The organism is uncultured Marixanthomonas sp., from assembly GCF_963974425.1.
Lineage (GTDB): Bacteria > Bacteroidota > Bacteroidia > Flavobacteriales > Flavobacteriaceae > Marixanthomonas.
Window position 1 is genome coordinate 19,870 of sequence record NZ_CAXBCK010000043.1, and the last position, 13,241, is coordinate 33,110.

Here is a 13,241-nt window from a genome sequence, read left to right on the forward strand (position 1 = left end):
AGGAATTAGGATGGATTACTTCACTCGTTTAAGTGAGTAAAAATCTTTCCGTCTATCTTTTAAATTCCGTACAGCGCCGAACGTGTGTAATTCCCGTAACAAATCTAGATCTACGTCGGCGACCAAAATCATTTCGGTATTTGGAGTCGTTTCAGCTTTTACACCGTTGTTTGGGAAAGCAAAATCGCAAGGTGTAAATACTGCCGATTGCGCATATTGAATATCCATATTATGAACTTTCGGTAAGTTACCAACGCTGCCAGCAATGGCTACATAGCACTCGTTTTCAATCGCCCGAGCTTGTGCACACAACCGAACTCTGGAATACCCATTTTGGGTGTCGGTTAAGAAAGGAACAAATAAAATGTCCATTCCTTCATCTGATAAAAGTCTGGAAAGCTCAGGAAATTCAGAATCGTAACAAATTAATATTCCTACTTTACCACAATCGGTATCAAAAGTTTTTAATGTGTTACCCTGTTGCATGCCCCAAACTTTGGCTTCATCTGGTGTCACGTGTAATTTTTCGTACCGTTCCACACTTCCGTCGCGACGGCATAAATAACCTACATTGTATAGCTTGTCATTTACCACTTCGGGCATACTTCCGGAAATAATATTGATGTTGTATGAGATGGAAAGTTTGGACAACCGTTCGGTAATTTCGGCAGTGTGCGTGGCCAGTTCACGTATCGCTTCCGGCTCACTCATATGGTTATATTCTGCCATAAGTGGGGCGTTGAAAAACTCTGGAAACACAGCGAAATCACTACGATACCCAGCAACACTGTCAATAAAATATTCAGCTTGCTGCATTAAATCTTCTATGCCGTTATACGAACGCATTTGCCATTGAATGAGCCCCAAGCGAACGACACTTTTAGTAGCAGTTGGCTTTTTATCCGGTTTGGTGTAGTAAATATTATCCCATTCCATTAAAACGGCGTATTCACCAGAAGCGGCATCACCCTCCAAATAGCCTTTTAATACCCGAAGCGGGTGAAAATCGTTCGATAATTGAAAATTCAATACGGGGTCTTCAATTTCCTTGCTTCGTACTTTTTCTAAGTATTTTTTAGGTGAAATAGTATCGGCATGTTTGTGGTAATTAGGCATTCTTCCCCCAAAAACAATGCTTTTAAGATTTAAGTTCTCACATAATTCTTTTCGATAGTCGTACAGTCTACGTCCTAACCGAAGTCCGCGGTAATCAGGATGTATAAATACATCGATTCCGTAGAGCACATCACCGTTGGGGTCGTGAATTTTAAACGATGGGTCGCGCGTAATATCATCGTAGGTATGGTTGTCTTCAATTTTATCATAATCTACAATAATCGATAGGGCACAACCTGCAATTTCGCCATCGGCCATAATCACTACTTGACCTTCGGGAAACAGAGAAATTAAATTACCAATCTCTTCAATTTTCCAATAGGAATTTGGCAACCCTCCATATGACTGAAGGGTTGCTTTTTTTAACGCTTCGTAATCTTTAAGCGTCAAGAACTTTAATTCTATATTTTCTATTTTGTTTTCCATGGGCTACATATCTAACAGATATGCGAAAATTAAAGGGGCGACGATGGTAGCGTCACTTTCTATGATGAATTTTGGCGTATCAATGTCTAATTTACCCCACGTAATCTTTTCGTTGGGGACGGCTCCAGAGTAGCTTCCATAGCTCGTTGTAGAGTCTGAAATTTGACAAAAATAACTCCAGAAAGGCGTATCTGTGCGTTCCATATCTTGATACAACATCGGCACTACACAAATAGGGAAATCGCCAGCAATACCACCTCCAATTTGAAAGAAACCAATCCCTTTTTCTGAATTATCAGTGTACCAATCTGCCAAGAAAGTCATATACTCAATACCACTTTTCATGGTTGAAGCTTTCAGCTCACCTTTTAAAACGTAGCTCGCAAAAATATTCCCCATGGTACTGTCTTCCCAACCTGGGCAAACAATAGGAAGATTTTTCTTTGCGGCAGCGTACATCCACGAGTCTTTCAAATCGATTTCGTAATGTTCTTCTAAAACGCCACTCAACAACAGTTTATACATATATTCGTGCGGTAAATAGCGTTCGCCTTTGGCTTCGGCTTCTTTCCAGATTTTCACGATGTGTTCCTGAATTCTTCGGAACGCTTCTTCTTCAGGAATACACGTATCGGTAACCCGATTCAGTCCTTTTTCCAATAATTCCCATTCATCTTTTGGGGTTAAATCACGATAATTAGGAACTCGTTTGTAGTGACTATGTGCCACTAAATTCATTATATCTTCTTCTAGGTTTGCACCGGTACACGAAATGATATGTACTTTATCTTGACGAATCATTTCAGCAAATATTTTACCTAATTCGGCAGTACTCATGGCTCCTGCAAGCGAAACCAACATTTTTGAACCACTGTTCAACTGTTCTTCATATCCTTTTGCGGCATCTACCAAAGCAGCTGCGTTAAAGTGCAAATAATACTTTTGAATAAATTCTGAAATTGCTCCTTTATTAGTGCTCATCTTTGTTGTTGTTAAATTTTGAAATTCCTTTTTTACTTGCCTCGAGCGGAGTCGAGTGGGTGAAATTACTTTCAAATTCGTCTTTTCCTTCAGTTCCTTCAAACTTGTAGCTTAGCATTTTGTAGTACAATTTAGCCGCTAAAAAGTCGGAAGATTTTTCAGCTGGGTTTGGACATAATTCTACAATATCAAACCCAACGACATTTCGTTCGGCAAATACTTGCTTTAAAAACTCCATAGTTTCGTAGAAAAACAATCCGCCAGGCTCTGGTGTTCCGGTTGAAGGTAAAATAGAAGGATCGAATGCATCTAGATCGAACGTAATAAATACGTTTTCACCTAGTGCTTCAATCACATTGTCCATCCAATATTCATCGGTTGCCATTTCGTGTGCAAACCACGTTTTTTCACGGTCCAATACGGTTGTTTCGGCAACGTCCATACTGCGAATGCCTACTTGCACTAAATTGGTAGTCTGGCTAGCTTCGTAAACAGCGCAAGCGTGATTACAAGAAGAACCTTCATACTCTTTCCGAAGGTCGGCGTGCGCATCGATATGAAGCACAGTTAAATCGTCAAAACATTCGTTAAAGGCACGGATTGTACCAATAGAAATACTATGTTCACCACCAAAAACCGTAACAAATTTATTCCGAAGAATATAATCTTTCGTTTTTTTGTGAACTGCTTCTACCATCGCTTCCGGCGAAGTATTTTCTGTGATGGGTTCGCTTAAATAAATTCCTTGTTTGTAAACTTCGGTTTCGGTTTCAATATCGTACAATTCCATATTTTCTGAAGCGTGTAAAAAAGCTTCAGGCCCTTTATCGGCTCCCTTTTGCCAAGTACTAGTGCCGTCATAAGGAACTGGGATTAATACAATTTTTGAAGTTTCCAGAGCCGCATATTTCTGCGGGATTCCGGCGTACGTTTTAGTGTTCATAACCTAAAATGTTTAGCAATTGCTCGCTTGTTTGTTGTTGTGAAAATAATTTGGTTGAGATGTTTCCATCTTCATCCTTGTCAATTAAAATATGTTTTGGCGAAGGAATTAAACAGTGTTGTAATCCGCCAAACCCACCAATGGTTTCTTGATATGCTCCCGTGTTGAAAAAGCCGATATACAACGGTTTTTCTTTTTTGAATTTAGGTAGATATATAGCGTTCATATGTTGCTCGCTATTGTAATAATCATCGCTGTCACAGGTTAATCCACCTAATAATACGCGTTCGTATTCATCATTCCAACGGTTTATGGCTAGCATGATAAAACGTTTGCTAATAGCCCACGTATCGGGCAACGTAGTAATAAAAGAAGAATTAATCATATTCCACTTTTCACGATCGTTTTGTTGCTTTTGGTATAAAACCTCGTAAATAGCACCGCCACTTTCGCCTACGGTAAAGCTACCAAATTCCGTAAATATATTAGGTACAGGAACATCAGCTTCTGCACAAGTGATATTTATTTGGTTGATTATTTCGTCAATCATATATTGATAATCGTACTCAAAAGCCAATGAGTTTTTTATAGGAAATCCACCGCCAATATTTAAGCTATCTAATGTTGGGCACACCTTTTTAAGTTTGGTATACACGTTTAAACACTTAACCAATTCGTTCCAGTAATAGGCGTTGTCGCGAATACCGGTGTTAATGAAAAAGTGAAGCATTTTAAGTTCAACCTGCTTGTTGTCCTTAATTTGTTTTTCGTAAAAAGGAACAATGTTTTTATAGCCAATACCTAAGCGAGAGGTGTAAAATTCAAACTTTGGTTCTTCTTCCGAAGCGATTCTAATCCCTACTTTGTAATTGCCTTCAATTTGTTCGGAAAGCAACCCGATTTCTTCATAATTATCGATTACAGGAATACAGTTTTTATGGCCCTCATTTATTAATCGTGCAATATTGTTAATGTATTGCTCTCGCTTAAAACCGTTACAAATCACATAGGTGTTGTTGTTGATTTTTCCTTCCGCTTTTAAATTTTCAACAATATTAATATCGAAAGCAGATGAGGTTTCAATATGAATATCGTTCTTCAACGCTTCGTGCAATACATGCTTAAAGTGAGAACTTTTTGTGCAATAACAATAATTGTAATTACCTTGATACTTATGTTTTTCAATAGCATTACCAAACCATTTTTTAGCACGTTGTATGTTTTCTGAAATTTTAGGAAGATACGTAAACTTTAAAGGTGCACCGTATTCTGAAACCAACTTCATCAAGTCGATATTATGAAATTCTAGCGTTTTGTTTTCGTTTAAAGTAAACTCTTCCTGTGGAAAATAATATGTTTGATCAATGAGATCAATGTATTTAGTATTCATTTTTTTCTGAAATTTAAACATGAAAATTATAAATCAATTATTTGAAATACTCTTAAAATGAGTGATATAACAAAAAATTAACGATAATTTCAAATACGGATAGGGTTGAGCCAGTAGGCTAAACGTTGTGAGAAACCTGATACAGGTTCTAAAGGTAGAGCGGAAGCTAGCTTTAAATTTTGGCTGGTTGCCTGGCAACCTGTTTTTGAATATAACTTCCTAATCTTCAAAAACCCAAACACAGAAACACGGTTCAATTTGTTCAGCTAAATGCGCAGCAAATGTAATTTATTTTTTGATATAGAAAATCATTTCAGTAAAATTTAGCATAAAAAAAACACCTCGGTGTAAACGAGGTGTTCTATATTGAATAGCAATAAAGTTTTACATCATACTAAAAAGCTCAACTTCTCTTTTGGTCAATATTTTCCATCGACCTCTTGGAAGGTCTTTTTTGGTAAGGTGTGCAATGGTTACACAATCTACTTTTACCACATCGTAGTCTAAATGATCAAAAATATCACGGATAATGCTGTTCCCCATGTTTTTAATTTTCAATCCTATTTCTTTTTTAGGAGAATTTTCTACGTAGCTAATTTCTTCTACTTCAACCGTTTTACCATTAATGGTTAAGCCTTCTTCTATTTTTTGAAGATCGGAAGCTTTTAGGTTTTTGTCCAACTCTATATGAAATAGGCGAGGCATTCCTTTATTATGAAGTTTTTTCACCAGCTTGTCATCGTTGGTAAATAACAACAGACCCGTTGCATTTCTGCCTAAGCGTCCTATAGGTTTAACATCGGCTGTAGTAGCGTTCGAGATTAAATCCATCACCGTTAAGCCTTTACTTTCACTGGTTGTAGTTGCTACGGACTTTGGTTTGTTTAATAAAACATAGGTGTCTGGCTCTGGATTAATGCGACGGCCATCAAAACGAACATCATCAGCTAACTGAACTTTATAGCCCATTTCGTTGATAATTTCTCCATTTACAGAAACCAAACCGGTTTTTATGTAGGTGTCCGCTTCTCTACGAGAGCAAATACCGCTGTTAGCAATATATTTGTTTAACCGGATTCCATTCGGGTTTTCTTGGTGGTTGGTATTACCACTTTTATTTGGTTTCTTAGTTGTAGGTTTTTTTCTACTTAAAGGAGCATTTCCTCGTGCATTGCTTCCTTTTCGGGTGTTACCAGCACCACGTCCAGAAGGTTTTCCTTTACCGCTATTGTCTTTTCTGCTCATATTTATTTCCGAACTTAATCCGGAATCTTTTTAATGCCTTGTATAAAAGGCAACGTTCTCAAATTTTTTGCAAAGGTAGGCAAAGCCTTTGGTTTTCAAATAATAATAGCTGAAAATCCGTTGTTTAAATTTTTAGAAGAAACCTATTGACTAGCAAATCAATATCAATTAAAACAATACTGAAGACACCTAAAACAATGATGAATTTTAATATGTTATGTAGTAAGATGTAATGTAGTTTCCTTTTTGATTTCCAAAGTACGAATAGGAAGACTAATAGTGCAAAAACGCTTCCGAAGAAAAAGTAATTCATATATCCAATTGGGAATTTGAATATAAGTAGTAAAGCCGGTATAAATGCAACAAAACACATAAGGGTTAACATACGTTTTGAAACCTTTTCACCATATACAACGGGAATGGTATGATAGTCTTGCGCAAGATCCCCTTTTATGTTTTCTAAATCTTTTACTAATTCCCGCATTGAAATTAGAAGAAATAAGAACGTAGCGTGTACAAAAATGACCAAGTCGAAATTACTGTAATAGATAAACACCGCAAAGAAGGGGATTACTGCTAAAATTGCAGCCGTGATATTCCCAATAAAAGGATACTTTTTAAGCTTGTGCGAATACAACCAAAGCACAAAAATATATACTGAAAAAAAGAGCACAGCCTTAAACGAAACATAGCTAGCAAAAATGACCGAAAGGAAGTTTAGTATAAAATACACAGAAAGCTTAGTACGCTGGCTCACCAACCGATCAAGCATGGTTTTTTGCGGTCGATTTATTAAATCTTTTTCGCTATCGTAAAAACTGTTGATGATATATCCAGACGCGATTGCAGCTGCTGAAGCTAATACCAACATCAACAAATTAACATCCAATAAAACATTTTTAACCGGTAAATCTGGCGCTAAAATGTAGATGGAAGTTAAATATTGCGCAATAATGATTATAAGAATATTATAACCACGAACCACCGAAAACAAGCTGAAAACCTTTAGTAGAAAATGTTTTTGTTTCCGACTTAGCATAATCTATGTTGAGTTGAAAATATTTAAAAGTTATAAACCACTTCCAGTCTAAAATCTTTTAAGGCTTCGCGTGCTTTATCAATATCTTCGGTAAAACCCAACATATAACCACCACCGCCAGAACCACATAACTTTAAGTAGTAAGCATTGGTCTCAATTCCTTTTTTCCACAAGGTGTGGAATTGTTTCGGGATCATCGGTTTAAAGTTGTCTAAAACCACTTTTGAAAGTTGTTTTACGTTTCCGAAGAGCGATTTCACATCACCTTTTAAAAAGTCGTGAACACAAGCATCGGTATGTTTTACAAACTGGTCTTTTACCATGCTTCTAAACCCTTCTTGCTTCATGTTTTCCATAAAAATATGAACCATTGGCGCTGTTTCTCCAGTACTACCACTATCTAATAAGAATACTGCTCCTTTTCCATCTTCAGTTTGCGAGGGAATTCCGGCAGGTTCAATATTATCTTTGCTATTGATTAAAATAGGTAAACTTAAGTAACTGTTCAATGGATCTAAACCTGAAGATTTACCGTGGAAAAAAGATTCCATTTCGGCAAAAATTGCTTTTAGTTGAAGCAGTTTTTCACGGGTTAAATTTTCAAGAACCGTAATTTTTTGAGTGGCGTACTTATCATAAATAGCTGCGACCAAAGCACCACTACTACCTACACCGTACCCTTGTGGAATACTACTGTCAAAATACAATCCTTTATCAACATCAGCTTTTAAGGTTTCAATATCAAAAGCTACCAATTCTGGCTTTTCATTTTGAAGCGTAGCTAAATACTTTGCAAAACGTAATAAGCTATCATTACTTTTTTTGGTGTTGATGGTTTTGTGCTCATCAATCTTTAACGCTCCGTTATAAAAGTTATACGGAATCGATAATCCTTTGGAATCTTTTATAATTCCATATTCACCAAACAATAGGATTTTTGAATAAAATAAAGGGCCGCGCATAAAGTAATGGTTAATGGTTTTTTAAATGTACTGATTTTCCTTCAGTACTGCAAAGATAGTATTACAACTCTAATTTTTTCTGAAAATTGACATAAATTATACCTTTTCAAACAGTTAGGGGCGGTTTTAAAGCGGTATAGATCCGTTACCTGTTTGGTCATGAATATATTCACCATTTTTACAAAACGGCTTCAAATTAGCTTCAATAAAGGCAGAAACGGCTTCTTTTTCGGTTTCGGGGTACAACACATGCACATTGGCACCAGCGTCCAATGTAAAGCAAACGTTGCTTCCAGTTTCTTTTCTGAAACTCCAAATACGGTTAATAATTTCCAGTGTATTAGGCTTCATTAATATGAAATAAGGCATAGACGTCATCATCATTGCGTGCAGTGACAAGGCTTCACTTTCCACAATTTTAATAAATTCTGAAATATTACCTTCTTTTAAAACTGGTATTAGTTTTGAAAGATTGTCATTAGCTTGCTGAAATCGTTGTTCGGAAAAAGGATGGTCGTGCATTAAATTATGTCCAACCGTGCTGCTCACTTGCTTTTCACCTTTATCGACTAACAAAATAGTGTCTTGGTAGTTTTTGAAATTATCGTGAACTTCATACGAATATTCTGTTCCAAATAAATTACTGCTTCCTTTAATATCTTCATGTCTTCCCCAAACAATAAGTGGGCCTTCAATACTTCTACAGGCACTTCCAGAACCCAAACGTGCTAAAAAAGAAGCTTTTTTGTTAAAAAATTCTTTTGAAATTTCTTCTGAAGCTAATTGCTTTTCAATTGAAAGTAGGCATAACGCCAACGCGCTCATCCCGCTAGCTGAAGAAGCAATCCCGCTACTGTGAGGAAAGCTGTTGGTGGTTTCAATTGTAAATTTGTAATCCCTCAAGAAAGGAACGTATGTTTCAATCCGTTCAAAGAACTTCTGAATTTTTGGCTCAAAACCTTCTTCTCTTTTTCCGTCCAAATACACTTCAAATTGAAAGTCTTCAGTAGAGGTTATTCTTTCAAAAGAAAGTCTCGTTTTCGTATGACAATTACTCAACGTAAAACTAATAGAAGCATTTTTAGGCAGTTGCTCGCCATATTTCCCCCAATATTTCACCAAAGCAATATTACTAGGGCTTTGCCAAGATGCGCTACCGTTTTCAAGGGTTTTGGAGTAGGGTTTTGGGATGAAATTTGCTTCCGTCATGAGTTGGTTTTTCAATGAAGCAAATATAGGGAATTGCTATATGTGATAAAAGATTAAAATATAGTACTGTTGCTTTTCTTAGTTTAGTTAAATACGTGTGGAAAACGATATTGCTGTATAATTTTTTTTACTTTCGTGAAAACCTTGTTTACTTTCAATATTTTGAAAAGTGCTGTTGCCACATTTTTGTTTGTTGCGTTTCTCTTTAACTTTGGAGGGTGTTATATTATTTTGAAATATCAACAATATCAGGTAAAAAAAGAAATGATTCAGCAGATAAAAGCAGGTGTTTCTGATGCAGATTTAACTCAAATTCGGATTACTTCAAAAAACGAAAATGAGCTTCTCTGGGAAGATGGAGAAGAGTTTCGATACAAAGGAATCATGTACGATGTGGTAAAAACGGAAACGTTAGATAAAGAAACTACAATTTACCATTGCCTTACCGATACACAAGAGACCAACTTGCTGGCTGAACTTCAAGATATTTTAAAAAAGAATAAAAAGTCTAAAAACAATAGAAAGAACCCTGTAAAAACATTCTTTAAGTTTTTTAATAAAATACCCCCTCAACCACAAAAACAAGGAATAGCAGTTTTTGAAACTAAAACAGAAGTTAGTTTTGAATATATAAATTATTACAATCCGCCCAAGCTTGATGTTTCAAGCCCTCCTCCCAAGACAGTTTAATGATTTTTTTAAAGAAAGCACCTCTTGCTTTCATTTCAAATAAGGCAGCATAATTATTATGTCTGCCCATTCGTATTTATACAATTATTAAACTTTCAAAATGATGAAAAAATTACTTTTGTCCCTTTGTGGGATACTTGTGTGTGCATCTGTATTTGCACAATCCCAATTGAATGGGAACGTATTAGATGCCACCAACAATATTCCCCTTACAGGTGCCACCGTTAAAAAAAATAAATCTCAAACAACTACAACAGATGACAACGGCGCATTTTCATTGCCGTGCAATAATGGAGGAATGACTTTGACAATAACCTATATTGGTTATAAACCTTACACTGCTAATGTGAGTACTTGTAGCGAAACACTTCAAATATTAATGGTGCCTTCTACCAGCAGTTTGGATGAGGTGCAGCTTTCAGCAAACAGCTATAGACAAGAATCGCTAGAAAAACCTGTTTCAGAGGTAAAACTGAATCCTATGGAGCTAAATAGAGGTACGGGACTGTTTTTGGACGATGCTATCAATACCAATGTTCCCGGTGTTACTATGACCCGTAGAGCGGTTTCTTCAGGACAACAATTTAACATCCGAGGCTATGGAAATGGCGTTGGTTTTAAGGGTATTAGCAATAATTTTGATGGGCAAGGTTACAAAGCTTATCTAAATAATATTCCAATTACCGATGCTGAAGGAGTAACCATATTAGACGATATAGATTTCGCTTCTATAGGAAGTGTGGACGTTATTAAAGGCCCAGCAGCTAGTAAATACGGATTTGCTATTGCAGGAGCAGTAAATTTAAAAACCATTCGCCCTAAAAATGGGGAGACCTCTATATCACAAAAAGTTACAGTAGATAATTACGGCTTAGCGCGTTTTACCACCCAATTTCAAATGGGTCGTGAAAAAACCTCTTTATTGTTGAATTACGGCCATCAGGTTTCCGATGGATTTATGGATCATAATAATTCCACTAAAGATTTTATGAATTTAGTATTCGATTTTCGCCCTAATGAAAAACAATACATCAGCACGTATTTTGGCTTCAGTAACAGTTACGACGAACGAGGAGGAGAATTGACCATAGAACAATATGAAAACGAAGATTACAGCGGTAACCCACGTTATATTAAAAATAATGCACATAGCGAAGTTATAAGCTTCCGTGCAGGATTAAGCCATACATATGCTTTTAATAATTGGTTAAGTAATACTACTACCGTTTTTGGTACTGGAAAAAGCACTAACAATAGCTCTGCAGGGGGGTGGAATGACAGTGCTCCACTAAATTACGGAACCCGTTCTGTTTTTAACTTGAACTTTGATCTTGGTGATAATTTTAGTCTTTCTGGAGAAGCAGGGCTCGAATTTCAAGAGCAACGCTCTCAGAATATTGGCTATAGCATGGTAGAAAACCCTAGCGATCCTGATGGCTATAACATCATTGGAGGTATAAAAAGTAATAAATTCGCTACCTCAAAGTCACATTTACTATTTACCGAGTGGGTGCTGAATATGCCGTATGATTTTTCACTTACCGCTGGAGTGGGCAAAAGCTCATTATTCATAGATATTGAAGATCATATGTACAACCCAGATAGTAATTCGCCTAGAGTAGTTTCAGCAAATTATGATGATCTGGTTTCGCCACATTTCGCCATAAATAAGGTTTTCAACGATAATATTTCTGTATATGCTTCTTACAGGAATGGTTATAAAGCACCAGTAAGTGGAAACATCATTCTCTCCACTACGGGCGGGTTGAATACAGGTTTAGTGCCAGAAGAAGGGAATCAATTTGAAGTTGGTTCTAAAGGAAATGTACTGGACAATAAACTGTATTACCAAGTGGCTTTGTTCCAAGCTACATTTAAAGATAAATTCACCTCCGTGGCTGTTCCCGCAGGTGATGGTACAACGCTTTATTCTTACTTGACCAATGGAGGAAAAGTAGATAATAAAGGAATTGAAACATTGATTAAATACAATGCTTACGAATCATCGACTGGATTCTTCAGAAGTGTGCACCCTTACGTAAATGTGACATATTCCGATTTTAAATATGAGAATTTTCAATACGAAACCGTAAGCAGAGATGGGGAGTTAATTCAACAAGATTACAGCGGGAATGACGTTGCCGGTGTTGCACCTTGGGTAGTTAATGCAGGAGTAGACGTAAATACAAACCTTGGTTTCTACGGAAATGTTACTTATATGTACCGAGATGCAGTTCCTTTTACATCGGACGGATTAAATGTGGCCGATTCGTATAGTTTGTTGAATGGAAAAATAGGCTATAGAACCAGCATTGGTCAGTTTGACTTAGATGCATTTTTTGGAGCCAACAACATAACAGGCGAGCAATACTATTATATGCTCTTTTTAAACCAGTTGGATGATGCCTACATTCCAGCACCTTTGGATACCAATTATTTTGGAGGAATAAATTTGAAATATAATTTATAATAATTAACAGTAAAGGAGGTATTGAAAAGGTGCTTGCATGTTTTTAGGGCTAACACTTTTTTAGTTGAATAGTTTCTTAATAAGGCTTTATCAAATGAAAGCCCTTTTCAGCCTCTTTTTTAAAATTTAAATGAATGAAAAAAATAATTTTATACACGTTATTGGCGCTTTCAGTTTCAGCTTGTGGACGTTTTGGCAATGAAGACAAAAAGGAGGATAATGAAGAACGCATTGTTGTTATTTCAAAACAATACAATGAACTGATTTACGCACTTGGTGCCGAAGAAAACATTGTAGCTGTGGATGTTTCCAGTACCTATCCGCCGAAAATTAAAGAACTGCCAAATGTAGGCTATCACCGGGCATTGAGTGCGGAGGCAATATTATCCATGAAACCAACATTAATTCTCGAAGACAATAATATAGGTCCAGAACACGTGGTGACCCAAATAAAAAAACTGAAAATTCCGATGAAACAATTCGGAATGTATGAACATACCATCGCCGGTACTGATTCATTGATGCGTGAAATGGGACGGTATTTTAACAAAGAATCAAAAGCTGAAGAACTTTGCAAAAAGTTGGACAGTGATATGAAAATGGCATTGGAAAATACAGATAATTATAAAGAAAAACCAAAAGTATTGGTCATACACTTTGGGCGTGCTTCCAATATTTATCTAGTTATGACCAAAAACAGCACGGCTGGGAAATTGATTAAATGGGCCGGTGGCGAAATGGCCGTAAAAGGCGATCGTGGTATGAAACAG

At 36.5% G+C, this 13,241-nt stretch carries 11 protein-coding genes; 3 read left to right on the plus strand and 8 right to left on the minus strand.

What is annotated here, in order from left to right; translation table 11 throughout:
* Positions 1-15: 15 nt before the first annotated feature.
* The 8 genes from AACZ92_RS12585 to AACZ92_RS12620 form a co-directional block, all read right to left on the minus strand.
* Complete coding sequence (locus AACZ92_RS12585) at positions 16-1,542, minus strand: bifunctional GNAT family N-acetyltransferase/carbon-nitrogen hydrolase family protein (RefSeq protein ID WP_339701927.1); 1,527 nt, start codon at positions 1,540-1,542, stop codon at positions 16-18.
* Between the two features lie 3 nt (positions 1,543-1,545).
* The gene (locus tag AACZ92_RS12590) at positions 1,546-2,523 is read right to left on the minus strand and encodes a deoxyhypusine synthase family protein (protein WP_339701929.1); all 978 of its coding nucleotides are present in this window, start codon (positions 2,521-2,523) and stop codon (positions 1,546-1,548) included.
* Positions 2,513-3,466 carry an agmatinase gene (gene speB, locus AACZ92_RS12595; protein WP_339701931.1) on the minus strand — a complete coding sequence of 318 codons (954 nt, stop codon included), beginning with the start codon at positions 3,464-3,466 and terminating at the stop codon, positions 2,513-2,515. The genes AACZ92_RS12590 and speB overlap by 11 nt, the downstream gene beginning before the upstream one ends.
* On the minus strand, positions 3,456-4,856 hold the full coding sequence (locus tag AACZ92_RS12600) for an arginine decarboxylase (RefSeq protein ID WP_339701933.1): 1,401 nt from the start codon (positions 4,854-4,856) through the stop codon (positions 3,456-3,458). Before AACZ92_RS12600 ends, speB begins: the two co-directional genes overlap by 11 nt.
* Positions 4,857-5,240: 384 nt before the next feature.
* A complete protein-coding gene (locus tag AACZ92_RS12605) occupies positions 5,241-6,101 on the minus strand; it encodes a S4 domain-containing protein (RefSeq protein WP_339701935.1) in 861 nt (286 codons plus the stop codon).
* Positions 6,102-6,225: 124 nt separating this feature from the next.
* On the minus strand, positions 6,226-7,140 hold the full coding sequence (locus AACZ92_RS12610) for a geranylgeranylglycerol-phosphate geranylgeranyltransferase (protein WP_339701937.1): 915 nt from the start codon (positions 7,138-7,140) through the stop codon (positions 6,226-6,228).
* A 23-nt stretch (positions 7,141-7,163) separates the two neighbouring features.
* Entirely contained in the window at positions 7,164-8,102 is a 939-nt protein-coding gene (locus AACZ92_RS12615; protein ID WP_339701939.1) for a mevalonate kinase, read from the minus strand.
* 126 nt (positions 8,103-8,228) lie between these two features.
* Positions 8,229-9,311: a diphosphomevalonate decarboxylase gene (locus tag AACZ92_RS12620; RefSeq protein ID WP_339701941.1), complete on the minus strand. Its 1,083-nt coding sequence runs from the start codon at positions 9,309-9,311 to the stop codon at positions 8,229-8,231.
* A gap of 264 nt (positions 9,312-9,575) precedes the next feature.
* On the opposite strand from AACZ92_RS12620, the gene AACZ92_RS12625 reads away from it, so the two are divergent.
* From AACZ92_RS12625 to AACZ92_RS12635, 3 genes are all read left to right on the plus strand, one after another.
* Positions 9,576-10,001: a hypothetical protein gene (locus AACZ92_RS12625; RefSeq protein ID WP_339701943.1), complete on the plus strand. Its 426-nt coding sequence runs from the start codon at positions 9,576-9,578 to the stop codon at positions 9,999-10,001.
* A 103-nt stretch (positions 10,002-10,104) separates the two neighbouring features.
* Complete coding sequence (locus AACZ92_RS12630) at positions 10,105-12,471, plus strand: TonB-dependent receptor (protein ID WP_339701945.1); 2,367 nt, start codon at positions 10,105-10,107, stop codon at positions 12,469-12,471.
* Positions 12,472-12,605: 134 nt separating this feature from the next.
* On the plus strand, positions 12,606-13,241 hold a 636-nt coding region (locus AACZ92_RS12635; protein WP_339701947.1), incomplete at its 3' end, for an ABC transporter substrate-binding protein.